14 protein-coding genes are annotated in these 19140 nt (G+C 65.1%); 9 read left to right on the top strand and 5 right to left on the bottom strand.

Annotated features, from left to right (window positions below):
- Positions 1–7 precede the first annotated feature (7 nt).
- Complete coding sequence (locus FIV42_RS09095) at positions 8–2794, bottom strand: lytic transglycosylase domain-containing protein (protein WP_141197374.1); 2787 nt, start codon at positions 2792–2794, stop codon at positions 8–10.
- A 409-nt stretch (positions 2795–3203) separates the two neighbouring features.
- Here FIV42_RS09095 and FIV42_RS09100 point away from each other — a divergent pair, with 409 nt between their 5' ends.
- Positions 3204–4115 carry a radical SAM protein gene (locus FIV42_RS09100; RefSeq protein ID WP_141197375.1) on the top strand — a complete coding sequence of 304 codons (912 nt, stop codon included), beginning with the start codon at positions 3204–3206 and terminating at the stop codon, positions 4113–4115.
- On the top strand, positions 4103–4897 hold the full coding sequence (locus FIV42_RS09105) for a metallophosphoesterase family protein (RefSeq protein WP_141197376.1): 795 nt from the start codon (positions 4103–4105) through the stop codon (positions 4895–4897). Before FIV42_RS09100 ends, FIV42_RS09105 begins: the two co-directional genes overlap by 13 nt.
- Positions 4898–5035: 138 nt before the next feature.
- Here the strand turns inward: FIV42_RS09105 and FIV42_RS09110 are convergent, their stop codons facing one another.
- The gene (locus FIV42_RS09110; RefSeq protein ID WP_141197377.1) at positions 5036–5179 is read right to left on the bottom strand and encodes a DUF559 domain-containing protein; all 144 of its coding nucleotides are present in this window, start codon (positions 5177–5179) and stop codon (positions 5036–5038) included.
- 324 nt (positions 5180–5503) lie between these two features.
- Here FIV42_RS09110 and FIV42_RS09115 point away from each other — a divergent pair, with 324 nt between their 5' ends.
- Together FIV42_RS09115 and FIV42_RS09120 are read left to right on the top strand one after the other, a co-directional pair.
- Entirely contained in the window at positions 5504–6544 is a 1041-nt protein-coding gene (locus FIV42_RS09115; RefSeq protein ID WP_141197378.1) for a M42 family metallopeptidase, read from the top strand.
- Entirely contained in the window at positions 6541–7659 is a 1119-nt protein-coding gene (locus FIV42_RS09120) for a prephenate dehydrogenase/arogenate dehydrogenase family protein (RefSeq protein WP_141197379.1), read from the top strand. Before FIV42_RS09115 ends, FIV42_RS09120 begins: the two co-directional genes overlap by 4 nt.
- 36 nt (positions 7660–7695) lie before the next feature.
- Here the strand turns inward: FIV42_RS09120 and aroC are convergent, their stop codons facing one another.
- The 3 genes from aroC to FIV42_RS09135 form a co-directional block, all read right to left on the bottom strand.
- The gene (gene aroC / locus FIV42_RS09125; RefSeq protein ID WP_141197380.1) at positions 7696–8742 is read right to left on the bottom strand and encodes a chorismate synthase; all 1047 of its coding nucleotides are present in this window, start codon (positions 8740–8742) and stop codon (positions 7696–7698) included.
- 208 nt (positions 8743–8950) lie between these two features.
- On the bottom strand, positions 8951–10795 hold the full coding sequence (locus tag FIV42_RS09130) for a shikimate kinase (protein ID WP_141197381.1): 1845 nt from the start codon (positions 10793–10795) through the stop codon (positions 8951–8953).
- Between the two features lie 100 nt (positions 10796–10895).
- Positions 10896–13163, bottom strand: a complete 2268-nt coding sequence (locus FIV42_RS09135; protein WP_168210515.1) for a 3-dehydroquinate synthase family protein — start codon at positions 13161–13163, stop codon at positions 10896–10898.
- A 102-nt stretch (positions 13164–13265) separates the two neighbouring features.
- On the opposite strand from FIV42_RS09135, the gene pheA reads away from it, so the two are divergent.
- The 5 genes from pheA to FIV42_RS09160 all read left to right on the top strand — a co-directional run bounded on the left by pheA (position 13266) and on the right by FIV42_RS09160 (position 19085).
- Positions 13266–14123 carry a prephenate dehydratase gene (gene pheA / locus FIV42_RS09140; RefSeq protein WP_141197383.1) on the top strand — a complete coding sequence of 286 codons (858 nt, stop codon included), beginning with the start codon at positions 13266–13268 and terminating at the stop codon, positions 14121–14123.
- A gap of 47 nt (positions 14124–14170) precedes the next feature.
- Entirely contained in the window at positions 14171–15322 is a 1152-nt protein-coding gene (locus FIV42_RS09145) for a pyridoxal phosphate-dependent aminotransferase (protein ID WP_222615422.1), read from the top strand.
- Positions 15322–17001, top strand: a complete 1680-nt coding sequence (locus FIV42_RS09150; RefSeq protein WP_141197384.1) for an ATP-binding protein — start codon at positions 15322–15324, stop codon at positions 16999–17001. Before FIV42_RS09145 ends, FIV42_RS09150 begins: the two co-directional genes overlap by 1 nt.
- A gap of 561 nt (positions 17002–17562) precedes the next feature.
- A complete protein-coding gene (locus tag FIV42_RS09155) occupies positions 17563–18093 on the top strand; it encodes a transposase (RefSeq protein ID WP_141196618.1) in 531 nt (176 codons plus the stop codon).
- Positions 18090–19085, top strand: a complete 996-nt coding sequence (locus FIV42_RS09160; RefSeq protein ID WP_141196617.1) for an IS3 family transposase — start codon at positions 18090–18092, stop codon at positions 19083–19085. The genes FIV42_RS09155 and FIV42_RS09160 overlap by 4 nt, the downstream gene beginning before the upstream one ends.
- Positions 19086–19140 lie beyond the last annotated feature (55 nt).

Here is a 19140-nt window from a genome sequence, read left to right on the forward strand (position 1 = left end):
AGAGAAATCAATCCAAAACCCACGACACCGGCTCACCCTCCTCCACGCGATCGACCTCGGGCACATCACCCCACTCCCGCAACTTCTCGGGCATCTCGAGCGAGATCTTGGGCAGCTCGCCGCTGCCGTACAGCCCGGCGTAGGTCACGTAGCTCGTGAAGACCTTGCGCACGTAGCCGCGCGCCTCGCGGTAGGTGATCGACTCGACCCACGCGTCGAGCTCGCGCTCGCCGTAGCGCTCGAACCACGACTCGAGCGGGGCGGGACCGGCGTTGTAGCCGGCCAAGGCCAGCGGAATCTGGTCGGCGGCGAACGCGGTGTGGATGCGGATATACATCGTGCCCAGCTTGACGTTGGTCTCGGGGCGCACGATCTCGGAGCGCGACAGGTGGCCGCCCTGCTGAAGGAACTGACGCTGGGTGTAGCGGGCGGTGCCGGGCATCAGCTGCATCAGGCCCATGGCGCCGGCGTAGCTGCTCACGCCGGGGCGGAAGCCGCTCTCCTGGCGGATGATCGCCTGGACCAAAAACGGCGAGACGCCGTATTTCGCGCCGTATTTGTGGGCGAGTTCCATGAAGTCGGTCGGAAAGGCCACGCCCCACTCGCGCAGGTTGTGGTAGCCGGGGCCGGTCTCGTCGATATGCTTCTTCATGATCCAGTGCGCGTAGTTCGGCTGGTCGTCGGCCAGGTAGACCGCGGCCATAAACTCGTGGGCGTGCTCGGGCACCGGATAGATGGAGACCTGCTCGCGAAGCTCGCTGATCGCGTCGTCGTACAGGCCGAGCCGGCTGTAGGCGGCGGCGACCTCGAGGCGCTCGTCGCGCGGCACGCGAAGCGTCGACAAGTCTTTGAGCTCGGTGGCTGCCAGTGTCGAGTGCGGGATACTGACGCGCGCCTCGAAGCCCGCCTTTTCCATGCGCGCGACCGCCAGGCGGCCGTACCAGGTCAGCGGTCCCTTATCGATCGCCTTTTGCAGAGCGACCCGAGCGCCCTCTTTGTCACCGGCCTTGAGCTTGGCGACGCCCAGCCAATACTGGGCTTTGAGGCCGATCGTCAGCTCGGAGGCGTCCTGCTCGTCGCCGTAGAACGCAACGATCTGCTCGAGCGGGCTCTGCATCGCCTCGTAATCTTCCATCAGGTAGGCGCTAAAGGCGCCTCGCCACAACGCTTGAGGCACGTGCTCGCTGAAGGGAAAGAGGCCGACGACCAACGCGAAGTTGTCGCGCGCGTCGTCGTGCTTGCCCAGGTACTGGCTCAAACGACCCGCCTCGAAGTAGGCGTCGTCGCACAGGTGGTGGCGCGGGTATTCGTCGCACAGGCGCCTGTAGAGCTTGATCGCCTCGGTGTCGCGGTCGAGCCGGCGAAGCGCGCGGGCCCAGCCGAAATACAGTCGCGGGCGGATCGCGTCGTCTTTGACGAGCTTCTCGGCCTGCTCGAACATCTCGGCGGCCTTCTCGCGGTCACGCTGGCGCTCCTCCTGGAGGGCGCGGCGATAGAAGCTCCACCCTTTGATCTCGTTGCCGCTCACACCGCGAAGCTTGGCGTTCTCGATGGAGACCTCGCGCGCCTTGCGGTAGCGACCGCGCGCGATCAAGTCGCGCATGCGGTCGACGCGCTCACCGAACGTGAGCACCTCGACGCCGGCGCGCTTCTGAATGCGCTCGAGCCGATCTTCGATGGCGTCGCCGATATTCCAGTCGCGCGCGACCCTATATATGCCGAGCATCTTGCGGGCAGCGTCCTTGAGCCGGCCGGCGCGCTCAAGAATCTCGACCTGCGCCGAGCGCACCTGGTACTTGTGCCACCAGCGCGTCTGCTCTTCGTCGAGGGTGTCGAGATCTTGAAGCGCCTCGTCGACCTTGCCCTTGCGAGCCAGGCGTTTGGCCTGGTTGATGCGGTCACGAAGGTACAGACCCTCGTCTTTCTCGCTGGAGTCCTTGCCGGCCGGAAGCCCGAGCCGACGTCGAGCGAGCTCGGCGACGACGCTGTCTTTGGCCTTGGCGAGTTCTTTGAGCGTCTTCTTACCCGCCGCCTCGTGCTCCTTGGTGCACATCTGGATGCGCGCCAACGCGTAGCGGATCGCCGGCTCGCCCTCCTTGTGCATCTCGGGCTCGCCGACGATCTCGGTGGCGAGCGTGTGGGCATCTTCGCAGTCGTCGTCTTTGAGGAGCTGCATCGCCTCGACCCAGCGCGGGTCGCTCACATACGGCGTGAGCACGAGCTGGTCGCCGCCGCCGGCGGTCAGCATCTGGCCGGCGATACGCTTGAGCTGGGTGAAATTGATCTTGGTCTTGAACTCGTCGAGCTTGCCGCCACGCTCGATCACGCGGCGCTCGACCGACTGCTCCTCGGGCGTCTTCGCCGCGGCGCCGTCGCCGGAGATTGCCGCGGCTACACGCGTCGCCGAGCCGGTCACCTGCTCGACGGCGCGGCGCACCTGGATAGGCGGCTGGCCCGACGGCTTGATGCGCCAACTCGTGTCGTCCTCGGGGTCGACCTCGGCAGGCTCGACGTCTTCGCCGGCGTGCGCCTCGACCGCAGCGGGTTCGTCTTCGGGCGCCTCGACCAGCTCGTCGACCTCCGGCAGCGTCTTCGAGTCGGCTTCTGCCACGCCGTCGGCCTCGGGCACGCTTTTGGGAACGGCGACCTCGGAGCCGGCGTCCGGCGCGGGTTCTTCCGAGGGGCTCGATTGCCCGAACGCGCTCGACGCCACAGAAGTGAGCAGCGCGATCACACAGAGGGTGAGCGCGGCCCGTGAGAAGGCGGAGTCGGTGGGTGCAAAAAACTTCTTCATATATATGTCCAAGATTCGCGTCCGTGCTATCTCGGAGGACGGCTGCTGTTGATGCTCAGATGTTAGTATCTAGTATAAGGGGATGTGGGTGGGACGGCAAAGAAAAGGTTGTGAGCTGGGGAGTTGTCGCAGGCTGTACCTTCCGGGGGCGCTTCCTCGTTCGCGCGAGGCGCGCCCGAGTTTGCTTCCCCCGGTGACGGATACGAATCGAGTCCGATTCAGGTTTTGATTTGAACTCGTCACCGGGGGTAAGCATAGTCGAGTACGTCTTCGGGCGCACTCGACGAGCGCACCCTCGGGAAGGGTCGCAGCTCGTCGGGTCGTCGTCTCGAATCCTCAAATCTGAATCTCTGCTCCCCCGCTCGACGTCTTATTCGAGCAAGCGCCACTCCACAGCTAGCGCGTCCGTATGGAACTCAACTTCGAATACCTCAAAGAGCACGCCACCGAGCGCGCTCACAAGCCGCCGCCCACCCTCGAGTTGGACCACCTCGACACGTTGTGGCTGCAGGTCACCGGTACGTTGTGCAACTTGGCGTGCCTGCACTGCTTCATCTCGTGCGGCCCCAAAAACGACAGCCACGACTACATGTCGGTCGAAGCGGTGCGCCGCGCGGTCGAGACCGCCGCCGCCCAGGGCACCAAGGACTACTACTTCACCGGCGGCGAGCCGTTTTTGCACGACGACATCCAAGAGATGATCGAGCTGACGCTGGAGCACGGCCCGCTGACGGTGCTGACCAACGGCATCCTCATCGACGAGGAGATGGCCGACTGGCTGGCCCAGACCTTCCGCAACTCGCGCTACAGCTTCGATCTGCGCGTCTCGCTCGACGGGACGACCAAGTCGGAGAACGACGCGCTTCGAGGCCGCGGCACCTTCGAGAAGATCATCGCCAGCATCGAGCGGCTCTACGCCGCCGGGCTCAACCCGGTGATCACCGTCACGACCTGCCACGCCGGAAGCGGCGGCGAAGAGGGCCGCCGCAAGTTCTACGAGTTCGTGCGATCGCGCGGCGTCGAGCAGCCGCGGCTCAAGTTCCTGGCGCCATTCAAGATCGGCCGCGAGGAGCGCCGCGGCGGCGGCTATGAAGAGTGGGAGCGGTTGGTCGAAGGCGACCTGCTGCCCGACGAGGCCGAGCAATTGCAGTGCTCGAGTTGCCGGATGGTGACGTCGAAGGGCGTGTATCCGTGCCCGATTCTGATCGAGTATGACGACGCGTTGATGGGTCAGGAGCTCGAAGATGGCCTCCAGGCCATCGAGTTGCGGCATCAGGCTTGTTATACGTGTCATGTGGAGGGGGTAACGTGCAGCACCTGACCAAAATCGCCGTCTTCGGCGGCGTCTACAACAACTATTTGAGCCTCGAAGCCACCCTGGACGACGCGCGCCAAAGAGGCGCCCAAGAGATCTACTGTTTGGGCGATATGGGCGGCTTCGGCCCGCACCCCGACCGCGTCTTTCCGATCTTGCGCGGCGCCGACGACCTGCTCGTCATGCAGGGCAACTACGACCACTCCATCGGCAACCGCCTCGACGACTGCGCCTGCGGCTACTCGGACCCGCGCGACAACCACTTCGCCGAGATCTCGTACGAGTACACCTTCGAGAATACCGCCGACGACAACAAAGACTGGCTGCGCGACCTGCCCACCGAGTTCAGGCGCGACTGGGCCGGCCGCCGCGTGCTCATGGCGCACGGCTCGCCCCGGCGCACCAACGAGTTTTTGTGGGAGTCGAGTTCACCCGACGCCTTTTTGGAGCACCTGCTCGTCGAGGCCGAGGCGGACCTGCTGTTCGTGACCCACACCGGCATCCCGTGGCAGCGCACGCTTCCCAGCGGCAAGCAGGTGGTCAACGTGGGCGCGATCGGCCGGCCGGCGAATAACGGCAAGACCACCGTCGACTACGCGATCGTCGACGTGTTCGACGACCGCGTCGACGTCGAGCTCCACGAGGTCGCCTACGACCACGAGCGCCTCGCCCGCGAGATGCAAGACGAGGGCTTGCCCGACGAGTTCGTCGAGACGGTGCTCACCGGGTGGTGGACGACGTGTGTGGAGATCCTGCCGGCGAAGGAACGGGCGCGGGGGCGCTACTAGCCTCCAACATTCGACACGCTGCATGTCTCCTCTCCCCCGAAACGAAGTGAAGGGAGGAGAGGACTAAGGAGAGGCCTCCCTTTCCACGTAGTGAAACGGAGTGGAGAGGGACACAGGGAGAGGCCCCAAAGCCACCAACTACTTCACCGAACATACCTTCCAAATCTCCTCCAGCACCGCACGCGTATCCTCCATCACCTCCTCATTGGTGAAGCGGATAACTTCAACACCGTGCTCACGCTCGAGATACTCTTCGCGCGCCACGCCCTTTGCCTGCTTCATTACGGTTTTCAGCAAAATTGAGGATTTGTTGCGTGGGATCTTACGAAGTTGAGGTCTGGTAGGGTTCTGGAGGCAATTTTTGTTTTTGTGCTCTGTTTTCCTCCTCCTGTATCCTCCTCCGTTTCGCTTCGCTTCACGGAAGAGGACGCCTCTCCTTAATCCTCTCCTTCCCTTGCTTCGCTGCGGGCGGAGAGGAGACTACGCACTGCTCAACTGCACGGCTGTTCGGGAACGGGTAGAGAGGAGAGATGCTCGACAGCAAGTCAGCACCTGATCTAAAAACGCCCCAGCGTTTCAACACTCACACCCCCGGAGCAGTTGCCAATGGATCTCCTCAAAACCCTCTCCGAACTACCGGGCGCGCCCGGTCGCGAAGAAAAAGTCCGTGACTTCATCAAAAGCAAGGTCGACGGCCTCGCCGACGAGGTGCGCGTCGACGCAATGGGCAACCTGATCTGCCGCGTCAAACCCTCGGGCGACGGCGAAGGCACAGATGCCCAAAAGGTCATGCTCGCCTGCCACATGGACGAAATTGCGTTTTACGTGCGCAAGATCGACGACGACGGCTTCATTCGGCTGCAGCACCTGGGCGGCTTCGACAACCGCAACCTCTTCGCCCGCCGCGTGCGCATCCAGACGCGCGACGGCGAGGAGATCATCGGCAACCTGAACCCGGGCGGAAAGCCGATCCACATCTCGGACGCCGAAGAGCGCAAGAAGATCCCGAAGATGCACGAGTTTTTCGTCGACACCGGCCTGTCCAAAGAGGAGCTCGAAGGCCGCGTGCGCCCCGGCGACCCGGTCACGCTCGTCGCCGAGTTCATCGAGATGGGCAACCTGGCCAGCGGCAAATGCCTCGACAACCGCGTGGCCTGCTGGGTGGGCATCCGCGTGCTCGAGCAGCTCGCCGACGCCAAGACCGACTACGACGTCTACGTGGTGTTTACCGTTCAGGAAGAGATCGGCATCCGCGGCGCGACGACCTCGAGCTACGAGATCGATCCCGATATCGGCATCGCCATCGACACCACCCTCGCCGTCGACACGCCCGGCGTGCCCGACGAGCACGAGATCACCAACCTGGGTGACGGCGTGGCCATCAAGATCATGGACTCGTACACGGTCAGCCACAAAGAGCTCGTCGACGAGTTCATCGAGCTCGCCGAGGCCAACGAGATCAACCACCAGTACGAGATTCTGCCGCTGGGCGGCACCGACGCCGCGGCCCTGCAGCGCGCGCGAAGCGGCTCGAAGGCGATCACGCTGAGCGTCCCGACACGCTACATCCACACGATCACCGAGACCATCCACAAGGATGATCTGAAGGCGACCGTGGAGCTACTGACGGCGTATTTGACGACATGACCAAACTCGACGAACTGCGCGAACAACTCAACGAGATCGACGAGCAGTTCCTGCGCTTGGTGCAAAAGCGCCAAGCGCTCGTCGAAGAGATCGGCCAGGTCAAACAAAAGATGGGCCGCGGCACGCGCGACTTCGGTCGCGAGAAGGTCGTCATCGAGCGAGCCCGGGGCTTGGCCGACGACCTCGGGCTCGACCCTGACCTGGCCGCTGCGCTCTTTCGCCAGCTCATCCAGGCCTCGCTGACCGTCCAGGAGCGCGACCGCCTCGAGCAGCGCGGCACCGGCGGAGGGCGGCCGGTACTCTTGATCGGCGGCGCCGGGCGCATGGGAAAGTGGTTCGCCGACTTCTTGGACGCGCAGGGCTACAACGTCACCATCGCCGACCCGGCCGGCTCGGTCGACGGCTTCGAGAATGTCGACGACTGGCAAGCCCTTGACCTCGACGATTTCTACATGATCGTCGTCGCCGCCCCGATCCGCGCGACCAACCGCGTCCTGCTCGAGCTCGCCGAGCGCGCCCCCTCGGGCGTGGTGCTCGACATCAGCTCGGTCAAAGAGCCGGTGCGCCCCGGCCTCGAAGCCCTCGTCGCCGCGGGCGTGTCGACCACCTCGGTCCACCCGATGTTCGGCCCCTCGACCGAACTCTTGTCGGGATCCCACGTCATCTTCATCGACCTGGGCGACCGCCAAGCCCTCGACGCCGCCCGCGCGCTATTCGACGACACGATGGCCGCCAAAGCCGAAATGAAGCTCGAGCAGCACGACCGCGCCATGGCGTTCGTCCTGGGCCTCTCGCACGCGCTCAACATTGCCTTCGGCGACGCCCTTGCCCAAAGCGGCCCCCGCGCCGAGCGCCTCGACGAGGTCTCCAGCACCACCTTCGCCCGCCAAGTCGGCGTCGCCGGCGAGGTCGCCCGCGAAAACCCCTACCTCTACTTCGAAATCCAGGCGTTCAACCCCTACTCCGACGAAACCCTCGCCGCCCTCGCCGACTCGGTCGCACATTTACGCGAGACGGTCGCCAACGGCGACGAAGAGGCTTTCGTCGAGATGATGGAACGCGGCCGCGAGTTCCTGACGGCCAGACCGGAGGCTTCTGACGGGAACAGTGGTTAGGCTATAGAGTTGGCCTTGCAGATGAGCGGCGCACGCTCAAAAGCGGTCGAGATCCTGGAGCCGATTCAGCTGAAACTCCAAGAAGTGGTCGGCGAGCACGAGCGCGGCCATCGACTCGAGCACGGGGATCGCCCGCGGGACGATGCACGGGTCGTGGCGGCCCTTTTTGGACATCTCGCCGACGGTGCTCGCCGGCTTGAAGTAGGTGAGCAGGCGGATGCGTTGACCGTTGGAGATGCCGCCCTGGATGCCGTTGGCCGACGGGCTGATGCCGGCCTCGGGGCCGTAGCCGCTCTTGCCGGCGTGGAAGTCGAAGCCCGACTTGGTGCTGTCTTCGGCGGCGTCGCCCAGCGTGCAGCCGACGACGGCGCCCACGCTCATCATGGCGTTGGCGAGGGTGTTTTTGATCTTGCGGAAGACCGGCTCGCCCAGACCAATCGGCAACCCGTCGATCCACAACTCGACGATGCCGCCGCGCGAGTCGCCCTGCTCTTTGCACGCGAGCAACTCCTCTTCGATGCGCGCGGCGACCTCGAGGTCGGGGCAGCGCGTGGCGTGTTGATCGACGCGATCGCGATCGAGGTCCTCGGGCACGTCTTGGGCGCGATGCTCGCCGATTTGGCGGGTAAAGCCGACGATGGAGACCTCGTCGGGCAACATCTTCTCGGCGATGGCCCCGCCGATGACCCGCGCGGCCGTCTCACGCCCGGAGGCGCGCCCGCCGCCGCGGTAGTCGCGGTGGCCGAACTTCTCCTCCCAGGTGCGGTCGGCGTGGCCCGCCCGAAAGAACTTCGGGTCGTAGTCGCGGCTGCGCTGGTCCTTGTTCCAGATGATCACGCAGATGGGCGTGCCCAAGGTCTTGCCCTCGAAGACGCCGCTCAAGATGTCGGGCGCGTCCTTCTCGTCGCGCGCGGTGGTGATCTTCGATTGGCCGGGCCGACGGCGCATGAGTTGGGGCACCAGATCGTCGGGCGACAGTTCCACCCCGGCGGGCACACCGTCGACAATCGCGCCAAGCGCGCGGCCGTGTGACTCGCCAAAGGTGGTCAACCGAAGCAAATTGCCGAATGTGTTGCGGTCCATAAAAGCTCTCCAATCAAGCCACCCGCCCCCGCGAACGTGCACGTGCACGCGAACGCAAACGAGCAGTCAAAGCTGCAATGAGTCCAATGTGACGACCAGGTTCGAGTTTCACCGACATGGTCGCTTTGAAAACCTTTGTCTTTCCGACCGTCTGTGCAGGAGGAAAGGCCGTTCAGGTGCACGAGCACGTTCACGGGGTTCGATTCGCTCACGAGTACCAATACGCCCTCTGCGCCCTCGCCTGAGCGTCAAAGAAGGTATCGCCGTTAAGATGCACGCCCACGCCCTCGGGTGCAGCACGCACGCCGGTATAATGCAAGTCGACCCACACCTCGCAAGCAGGCGGGTTCGCGTACGTTCGGTCCGAATCGCCGGTGGCGTTCACCACCATCGTCACTGAGTCAGGCGCCGCGTCGGTCCAGCCCTCTCGCCCGCTAGCGTGGTGCACCAGGTCCCACTGCGACTCCTCCAACGCCCGAAGCACCGCCGGCGAAACGCCGCCGCGGCCGATGATGGCCACGGTGCCGGGCGCCATGCCCTGCTCTTCGGCTGCAGCCAGCGTCGCCTGCATGCCGTACTCGTCGGTATCGGTCGCCTCCCACTCGCGTGGCCCAATGCGCCGCAACGTGTTGGCGGCCGACAGCCCCTCGGGGTTCTCGACGACGTCGGGCGCGAGGATGGCGCGCTTGAGCGGCGAGGTAATCGACAGCCCGCGCACGTCGAGCCAGGCGGCGCTGTCGAGGAGCAACTCGAGCTCCTCCGTCGATGCCTCACGCCCGAACGGGATTTTAACGTACGAGGTGTTCCGTCCTTCGTCTCGGGCAGCGCGGCGATGCCAGACATCGCCCTGGCTCGACTCGACGGGGTCACCCAGCAACCCTTCGAAGCCGGTGGGCTCGGGCCCGGCGAGGTGTGGCAGCCAGCCCTGCAGGTCGAGCGGCGTCTCGACCGGGTTGTCGGTGTGCGTACGCCGCTGAGGCCCCAGGCCCACCGGCAGATAATTCGACGCGTTGCGCAGCACGAGCGGCGGTCGACACCAGGCGAACGCGCTCCCTTGCGGCAGGCACGTGACCGCGTGCCCGGCCTCGCGGATCCGCGCGTCGGCGTCGAGGACCTCGAGCAAGTCGGCGTAATCGTCGACCACCGGCGCATACTTCAGCACGAGCTCGCTCGCCCAGTCGGGATGCGCTTCGGCGAGCTTGGTGGCTTCGTAAACGAGTCGGTCGACTCGCTCGGCGGCCGTCTCGGGCGGGTGCCACGACAACAACAACGGACGTGGCTCGAGCTTGTCGAGCGTGCCCGCCTCGAGCACCTCGTCGATGAGCGAAATGTCGATATCGATGGCGGCCGCGTGGTCGAGCTTCTCGAGCCACTCGGGCTCCGGCGTGCGCAGGCTGGCGAGCACGTCGACGTCGAGCGCCGCAGCTTCGGCGGCGTCGAGCAGGTCGCTGCGCACCTCTACGCCGGCCAGGCCGAGCACCCTGGCGTCGTGCACGGCGCGGTCGAGCTGCTCGGAGCCCGCAGGCACAACCCAGGTGCGCCCGGCGAGGGTCGACTCGGGTAATTCGAGCAGCCAACCGATCATCGTCGCCAGGTCACGCCCGGTGCGCTCGGGGCCTCGACCACGCGAGACATCGAGGCGCAGGTGCGCCGCCGCTTCCCAGCGCGGCTCGCGCTCGGCGACCATCCAGGCGACCTCATCGGCGAAGTCGTCGTCAGGGTTGAGCTGCGCGCGCGCCGCCTCGGCGACCTCCTGCCAGCCATCGCGGTACAGCCAGATGGCCACGCCGTCGTCAGGCACCGGAAAGAAGCCACCGCCCAGCGAGATGATACGCGGCTGGCCCGTCGCCTCCGAACGCACCTTGTCGAGGTACTCGTGCTCGAGCCTGCGAAAGCGCGGCTCGCCGTCGGCGATGATCTCGGCGCAGGTCTGCCCTTCGCCCGCCTCGAGCACCTCGTCGAGGTCGACGACCTCCAGGCCGAGGTGCTCGCCGGCGAGGCGTGCAGCGGTCGATTTGCCCGAGCCGCGATGGCCGATGATGTAGATGTTCATATTCAAACTCGGCTAATGACTTGATTCGCACGACATTTTCCTCTCCTCCCGCAGCGTAGCGGAGGGAAGGAGAGGAGCTTTGCATGTTGGCAATGCTTTTTCACAACGCGCCAACCACCCACCCCACACGCCGCGCATCGTGCCAAAAGGTCGGGTAAGACTTCGCCACCACCATCGGATTTTCAATCAGCAGCGGCGTCCCGCCCGCCGTCATCAACAGGCCCGCCATCGCCAGGCGATGGTCGCCGTAGGTGGGCCATAATCCACGCGCACGCGGTGTCTGCCCCCCTGCGGGAATCGTCATGCCGTCGTCGCGCGGCTCGATCTCGATGCCGACGTCGGCGAGCGCCTGGGCGAGGTCGCCGATGCGGTCGGACTCCTTGTGGCGCAGGTGCGCGGCGCCCACGATATTGACCTGCGGGTCGATCTGCGTAGCCACGGCGGTGAGCACCGGCGCCAGGTCGGGCGCCTCGGCGAGGTCGACGTCGACGCTGTCGACGCCCTCTTCGTGGGCTTTGGCCAGCTTGGCGGCGATGTCGGCGGCGCGCGCGTCGGGCTGGCGGCCCGATTGGGGCGAGCGGGCGACGTCGGCCTCCACGCCGACCAGCCGCGCGAACGCCCACACGGCGGCGCTGCTCGCGTCGGTCTCGGCGACGAGCGTTGCTGGCTCGTCGAGCGTCGGAGTCGGCGCGAATTGGAACGAGCCGTCTCCTTCGGTCACGTCGACGCCGGCCGTCCGAAGCAGGTCGAGGGTCATGTCGAAGTACGGCCGACTCGCGATCGACCCGTCACCCGACAACGCCAACTCGAACCCGTTTCCACTCGTCGAAAGCAGCGCCAGGGCCGTGGCGTACTGCGACGACAGCTCGGCCGAGATCTCGAAGCGCTCGGGCCACGTCGACCAGCCCCGCACACGAATGCCTTTGCCCTCGTCGGTCTCGACCGGCTCGATCGTCGCGCCGGCAGCCCGCAGGGCATCGAAGAGCGCGTCGTGCGGGCGCTCGAGCAGTCTCGGGGCAGCCAAAACGACCGTCTCGCCGGGCCGCGCGGCGCACACGGCGCTCAGGAATCGAAAGGTCGTGCCGCCCTCGCCGGCAAAGATCGTCGTCGGCCCGTCGGCTTCCTGCGACTCGGCTTCCTTTAACTCAGCCCCTTTTAACTCAGCCCCTTTTAACTCAGCAAGACAACGGCGAAGCCAGGCGACGTCGTCGGCCGTGCTGTAGCCGTCGATGCGCGTCTGGCCGGGGCGCAAGTGCTCGATGACGAGCGCGCGGTTCATCTCCGACTTGCTCGCCGAGATCTCCAAGCTGGCCGCGCGCTCCACGCGACGCTCGACGAGCGCCGGGGTCGACTCGAACCACTCGACCGCCTCGCGAAAGGCCTCGTACCAGTCGTCGGCGCTCACCTCGCGGGTGACGTACGGCTCGCCGGGGGCGTCGAGGAGCACCGAGCGCAGCTGGCCCTCGATGCGCTTTTTGTCGCGCTTGATGCCCGCGCAGAAGCGCTCGCGGTCCTCGAACGCGCTGATGACCTGCGCCGGAGTCAACAACTCGTAGACGTGCCGGCGAAGGCGCGGGAAATCGCTCAGAAAGCTCGCCGAGAGCATGCCCCAGCAGACCGCTTGGCCGTGCGAGATGCCCGTGTGCAGCTCGAGGGTGTGGGCGACGGTGTGCCCGAAATTCAAGAAGGTGCGGATCTCTTTGGTCTCGTAGAGGTCCTGGTCGACGATGTCGAGTTTGACGTCGATGGCGCGCTCCAACAGCTCCATCATCCGCTCGCGAATGTCGTCGAAGGGAGCCGAGGCGAGCTCGCCGACGCCGCCGTCGGCTTCGAGCAACTCGAGCGCGTCGGCGTCGCCCAGCCACAGACCTTTGACGAGCTCGGCGAGGCCGTCGCGGCGATGCTCGAGCGGCAGGGTCGCCAGCGCCTCTTCGACGAGCACGACGCGGTCAGCCGGATAGAAGGTGCCGAGCTGGTTTTTGGCCGCGCCCAGGTTCACCGCCGTCTTTCCGCCGTGGGCCGAGTCGACCATCGCCAGAAGCGTGGTGGGCACGTGCCACAAATCGACGCCGCGCCACAAAATACTCGCCAAAAACCCGACGGCGTCGCCGATGGAGCCGCCGCCGACGCCCACCAGTGTCAGAGGTCGCGTCGAGCGGCGCTCGAGCACCTGGCCGGCAAGCTCCTCGATGGAGGCGAGCCGTTTGAGCGATTCGCCCGCCTCGACCACGATGGGGTCGGGCAGCGCGTCGATCCACGCCTCGGGAAGCGCGTTGTCGACGACGACGATGGCGTCGTCGGGAAGCTCGAGCGCACTGAAACTGCGTGCGCGCGTGATTTCTGAAGTCTTGGAATCGGGTCTGCTCATGACGGCGTTTTCATTGCGACGGGAAGCTTCGGTTGTATGCTCCATGCAACCGTATGCATGATGGATTGCCAGCTACTTTGGTGCACGACACAGGATTGTTCAATGGCCAACCAAGACTCATCCCATGCGCTCGAGGTCGCCTACCAGGGCGAGATCGGCGCGTACTCCGAGGGCGCAGCCGTCGAGGCGCTCGGCGACGCCATCACACCGATGCCCTGCGAGAGCTTCGATGCAGTCTTCGAGGCGCTCGCCGACGGCCGCGCCGACCGCGCCGTGCTGCCCATCGAGAACTCCCTGGCCGGCAGCATCCACCGAAATTACGACCTGATGCTGCGCCACGATTTTCATATCGTCGGCGAGCATATCTTTCGGGTGCACCACAATTTAATGGCGCTGCCCGGCCAGTCCATCGACGAGATCGACGAGGTGCTGAGTCACCCGCAGGCGCTGTCACAGTGCGAACACTACCTGCGGGACCTTGGCGTCGAGACGCACGCGACCTACGACACCGCCGGCAGCGCCAAGCGCGTGCGCCGAGAGAAGCTAGCCCGCACCGCCGCCATTGCCAGCCGGCGCGCCGCCGACGCCTACGATCTCGAAATCCTCGCTGCAGGCATCGAGGATGATCCGGAGAACTACACGCGTTTTCTAATCTTGGCGCGCGAGCCCCAGACGCCCGCCGAAGGGACGAACGCGAAGACGTCGATCGTCTTCTCCCTCAAGGATCAGCCGAGCGTGCTCTTCAAGGCCCTGTCGGTCTTCGCGCTGCGCGACATCGACCTGACCAAACTCGAGAGCCGACCGCTTCGCGGGCGTCGGTTCCGGTACTTGTTCTATCTGGACTTCGTCGGCAGCGTCGAAGAAGAGCGTGCGCAGAATGCGCTGCGGCACCTGGAAGAGATCGCGCCGATGTTGCGCGTGCTGGGGAGTTACGGGCGCCATATTGTCCAAAGCGCCTGATTACGCTAAAAAACAGGCCACCAACCCCAACCAACCCGAGGTCCGAAGTGCGTAGCCAAAGAGTCGAGTTCCTGCAGCAATCCGACATTCGTCGCATGACCCGTGAGTGCAACCTCGCCGGCGGGATCAACCTCGGCCAGGGCATCTGCGATTTGCCCACACCTCCGGAGGTGCTCGACGAGGCCTCGAAGGCGGTGCTCGCCGACAAGAGCGTCTACAGCAAATACGAAGGCATCGACGAGTTGCGCGAGGCGCTCGCAGACAAGCTGCACACCCACAATAAGCTCGACGTCGACCCCGACAGCGATATCGTGGTCACCGTCGGCTCGACCGGCGCCTTCGCGAGCACCATCCAGGGGCTGTTCAACCCCGGCGACGAACTGATGGTCTTCGAGCCGTACTACGGCTACCACCTCAACACGATGCGCGTGGGCGGGGTGAAGCCCAACTTCGTGACCCTCGAGCCGCCCAATTGGGAGTTCTCGGCCGAAAAGCTCGAGGCCGCGCTCACGCCCAAGACCCGCGGCATCGTGGTGAACACGCCGACGAACCCGTCGGGCAAGGTGTTTACCCGCGAAGAGATGAACACGATCGCCTGGTTCTGCCAGAAGCACGATCTCATCGCGATCACCGACGAGATCTACGAATATATCCTGTACGACGGGCGCGAGCATATCAGCTTGGCGAGTCTGCCGGGGATGTACGAGCGCACGGTCACGATCTCGGGTTTCTCGAAGACATTCTCGATCACCGGCTGGCGCATCGGTTATGCGGTCGCCCCGCCCGAGCTCAGCGAGGCGATCGGCCTGGTCAACGATCTGTTCTACGTATGCGCTGCGACTCCCTTGCAGCACGGCGTGGCCCGCGGCATGGCGCGCCTCGACCCGTCGTATTACGCCGAGATGGCCGCCGACTACGAGAAGAAGCGCGACATGTTCTGCGCCGCGCTCACCGAGGCCGGCCTCACCCCCTACGTCCCCGCCGGCGCCTACTACGTGCTCGCCGACATCTCGCCGCTCGGCTGCGACACCGCGCGCGAGGGGGCGATGAAGATCCTCGAAGAGGCCGGCGTGGCCAGCGTGCCCGGAAGTGCGTTCTACCAGTCGGAGGCCGGTGAGTCGCTCACCCGGTTCTGCTACGCGAAGGATTGGGACACGTTGGAGGCTGCGGCGGAGCGGTTGAGTCGTCTGGGGGGCTGATGACCGAGAAACTCCAAAAGCAGACGATCCTCGACGACTTGGTCAACCAGTTCGCCGACCCGCTGTCGTTTTTCCGCGAGCTCATCCAAAACGCCATCGACGCCGGCTCCGGCGAAGTCAACGTCCACTTCGGCTTCGACCCCCACAGCAAGCCCGATGCAACCCTTCCCCCGGGGGAAGGGGCCTCGCGCGCCTTACAGCGCGAGGCGGATGGGGGGCGCCAACAAGCTGGGAGCCTCAAAGGCACGATGACCATCCACGTCGACGACTTCGGCGAAGGGATGAACCGCGAGATCATCGAGACCAAGCTCACCCGCCTGTTCAGCTCGGCCAAAGACGACGACTACACCAAGATCGGCAAATTCGGCATCGGGTTCGTCTCGGTCTTCGCCATCGAGCCCGAGGCCGTCTGCGTCGACACCGGACGCACCGGCGAGAGTTGGCGGGTGCTCTTTTCGGCCGACAAGACCTATGAGCTCTACAAGCTCGACCATCCCATCGAGGGCACCCAGATTCGGCTCTTCAAAGAGGTCGGCCGCGAGGAGTTCGACGACTTCGTGGCCCGCGCCCGCGACGTCATCATGCACTGGTGCAAGCACGTCCCCATCCCCATCTACTTCGAGGACGAAGAGCTCGCCGCCCCCTTCGACATCGACTCGCCGTGTAAGCTGGAGCACCGCGAAGAGGGAACGCGCCTGGTCATGGGCTTCGTCGACAGCTTCGAGGCCCCGTTCGGCTACTACAATCGTGGGCTCACCCTCAAAGAGGGCGACGAGAGCCCGTGGCCGCATATCGCCTTCAAGCTCGACTCGCGCTACCTGGAGCACACGCTGACCCGCGACCAGATCTTGGAGGACAAAAACTTCCACAAGGCGTGGAAGCTCCTCGAAGAGATCGCCACCGAAAGGCTCCCCGAAAAGCTCGTCGACCTCATCGAGGCCGAGGCGAAGCATCCAGCGGGACGCGACCTCCACGAAGAGCTCTGCGGCCACCTGCTGCGCTGGCTCGAGGTCGACGGCGCGTTGCGCCGCGATTGGTCGAAACGCCCGCTCATCCCGACGGTGCACGGCGAGGCGGTCAGCTTGCGAGAGTGTGAGCGGCGCGCGAACAAAGGCCAGCTCTTCGCCGAACCGGAGGCTACCGCGCTCACTGCGCGCCTCGCCGACGACTACCTGGTCATCCGCGCCGCGGACGACTCACCGATTCAAAGGCTGATCGATCGCACGGTGGGCCACAGGCCGCCGGTCGCCTCGCGCCAATTCGCCTTCGCGGCGCAAGCAGCCGGCGCGCCCGCGGCAGGCATCGGTGAGCTTGGCGAGCAGCTCGCGCTGTTAGTGCGCGAGATGGGCGGCGCCCTCGACTGGGTGGGCTTGCTCGAGTTCGACGACGGCGTCGCCGGCAACGATCGCATGGCACTCGCGCTCGAAGATCGCCACGAGCCGGTGCCGATCGACGACGTGCCCGCATGCGGCGAAGCGAGCCTGTGCGAGGCGCACCACCTGGTGCTCAACCTGAGCGACGAGCGCGTCGACAAATTGGTGCGCCTATCGAAGAAAGAGCCCGAATGGGCCGCCTATACCCTGCTCAAGCTCCTCCTGCTCGACGACGAGCTCCGCCCCGAGCTCGACAGCCTGCTCGCCGCGCGCGCCGTCGAGCGGCGCAAGCGCCGCCTCGATTAGCGACGCCCTACCAACTCGCAAGGGCATCCCTTCCCCTCGGGGAAGGTGCCGAGCGCGAAGTACAGCGCGAGGCGGATGGGGGGCCTCAGACTGCTAGGCCTACGCCAAGAGCTAAGGCATCCCTTCCCCTCGGGGAAGGTGCCGAGCGCGAAGTACAGCGCGAGGCGGATGGGGGGCCTCAGACTGCTAGGCCTACGCCAAGAGCTAAGGCATCCCTTCCCCTCGGGGAAGGTGCCGAGCGCGAAGTACAGCGCGAGGCGGATGGGGGGCCTCAGACTGCTAGGCCTACGCCAAGAGCTAAGGCATCCCTTCCCCTCGGGGAAGGTGCCGAGCGCGAAGTACAGCGCGAGGCGGATGGGGGGCCTCAGACTGCTAGGCCTTGCAAGATCGCAACGTCACACAAAGCTACGCGTAGCTTCTTGTGGCCCCCCATCCGTCCGGCGCTAAACTGCGCGCCAGACACCTTCCCCCGGGGGAAGGGATGCCCCCCAGGTGTCAGGATAGTTGTCGCCTCTTCGATTGTTAGTTTCATGGAACGAAGGGGCAACAAGGAGATCCGAGATGAGTCCATATCCTAAAGAGCTAAAAGAGCGTCTTGTTCGACGGATGCTCGACGAAAAGATCAGCCCGGAGAGCCTGGCCGAGCTGAGCGGCGTGGGCAAGACGACGCTTTGGCGGTGGAGAAAGGCGGCGCTCGATGGTGCCTTGCGTGCTGAGGCAAAGCCAGAGTCGGCACCCGAGAGACGCTCTTCGGCCGAAAAGCTGCGTCTTGTGATGGCCGCCGAGGCGCTCGAGGGCAAGGAGTTTGGCGCTTTCCTGCGCGAGGAAGGAGTGCATACAAGCGACCTTCGACGCTGGAGAGCGCAGATGTACGAGGGGCTTGATGGACGCACCAGGGCCAAGAAGGAGGCCACCCAGAAGCTGCGCCAGGCCCAACGGGACAAGCGCGAACTCGAAAGCGAGCTTCGCCGAAAGGAGGCCGCGCTGGCCGAGACGGCCGCCTTGTTGGTGCTCTCAAAAAAGGCGCGCCGGTTGTGGGGGGACGAGGACGCTCCCATGATCGGCAAGAGCGACAAGTCATCCTCGACATGATCGCAGAGGCGGTCTCCCACGGCGCGCGTCAGGCCCAGGCCTGTCGGACCCTGGGCATCAGCGAGCGCACCATACAGCGGTGGCGAAAAGACCCGCAGGCCGAGGACGCTCGCCAGGGACCCCACAGTCGGTGTGCGCACGCGCTCACCGACGAGGAGCGAGCACAGGTGGTCGCCATCGCCACAGGTCGTGAATTCTGTGATGTGAGCCCCCGGCAGATCGTATGCAGCCTGGCCGACCGGGGCGAGTATGTCGCCAGCGAGTCGACATTTTACCGCGTGTTGCGCGAAGAGAAGATGATGACCCACCGCCAGCCAAGCCGGCCGCCGAAGCCCAGGCCGAAGCCCGAATTAGTGGCCGCCAGCCCCGGCCAGGTCTGGGTGTGGGATATCACATACTTGCCCACCCAGGTACGCGGCCGGTTTGTCTACCTTTACTGGATCATGGACTTGTTCAGCCGCAAGATCGTCGGCTTTAGCGTCGAAGACCAAGAATCGATGGAGCTGTCGAGCCGCCTCATTGAAAAGACGATCCTCGCCGAACAGGTCGAGGCGAGCGGACTTTGCATCCACGCCGACAACGGGGCTGCGATGAAGGGCTCGACGCTTCTGGCGACGCTGGAGCGCCTGGAGGTGGCCGCTTCGTTTAGCCGCCCGGGCGTCTCCAACGACAACCCTCACTGCGAATCGAGCTTTCGCACGCTCAAATACCGGCCTGGCTACCCCAAAAAGCCGCTCGACGGCGTGCATGAATGGTCTGAGTGGGTCGAGGCGTTTGTCCGCTGGTACAACACCGAGCACTATCACAGCGGGATCGGCTGGGTGACCCCCGAGCAGCGCCACGCGGGCGAAGACGTCGAGCTGCTACAAAGACGCCAAAAGCTCTATGAACAGGCGCGCCAAAAGAATCCCGCACGCTGGAGTCGAAGGCCGCGAGGATGGACGCGCCCCGAAGAGGTGCGGCTTGCGCCGCTCAATTTACAAGAGACGTAGATAATTCAGACGCGACAACTATCTTGACACATACCGTGCCTTAGCCCGTTGCTAC

It is taken from the genome of Persicimonas caeni (assembly GCF_006517175.1).
Lineage (GTDB): Bacteria > Myxococcota_A > Bradymonadia > Bradymonadales > Bradymonadaceae > Persicimonas > Persicimonas caeni.

Coding starts and splice junctions, on each gene's coding strand:
- FIV42_RS09130 (WP_141197381.1), bottom strand. CDS start 10,795: ATGAACATCTACATCATCGGCCATCGCGGCTCGGGCAAATCGACCGCT.
- FIV42_RS09120 (WP_141197379.1), top strand. CDS start 6,541: ATGACCAAACTCGACGAACTGCGCGAACAACTCAACGAGATCGACGAG.
- FIV42_RS09095 (WP_141197374.1), bottom strand. CDS start 2,794: ATGAAGAAGTTTTTTGCACCCACCGACTCCGCCTTCTCACGGGCCGCG.
- FIV42_RS09100 (WP_141197375.1), top strand. CDS start 3,204: ATGGAACTCAACTTCGAATACCTCAAAGAGCACGCCACCGAGCGCGCT.
- FIV42_RS09150 (WP_141197384.1), top strand. CDS start 15,322: ATGACCGAGAAACTCCAAAAGCAGACGATCCTCGACGACTTGGTCAAC.
- aroC (WP_141197380.1), bottom strand. CDS start 8,742: ATGGACCGCAACACATTCGGCAATTTGCTTCGGTTGACCACCTTTGGC.
- FIV42_RS09160 (WP_141196617.1), top strand. CDS start 18,090: ATGATCGCAGAGGCGGTCTCCCACGGCGCGCGTCAGGCCCAGGCCTGT.
- FIV42_RS09135 (WP_168210515.1), bottom strand. CDS start 13,163: ATGAGCAGACCCGATTCCAAGACTTCAGAAATCACGCGCGCACGCAGT.
- FIV42_RS09110 (WP_141197377.1), bottom strand. CDS start 5,179: ATGAAGCAGGCAAAGGGCGTGGCGCGCGAAGAGTATCTCGAGCGTGAG.
- pheA (WP_141197383.1), top strand. CDS start 13,266: ATGGCCAACCAAGACTCATCCCATGCGCTCGAGGTCGCCTACCAGGGC.
- FIV42_RS09155 (WP_141196618.1), top strand. CDS start 17,563: ATGAGTCCATATCCTAAAGAGCTAAAAGAGCGTCTTGTTCGACGGATG.
- FIV42_RS09115 (WP_141197378.1), top strand. CDS start 5,504: ATGGATCTCCTCAAAACCCTCTCCGAACTACCGGGCGCGCCCGGTCGC.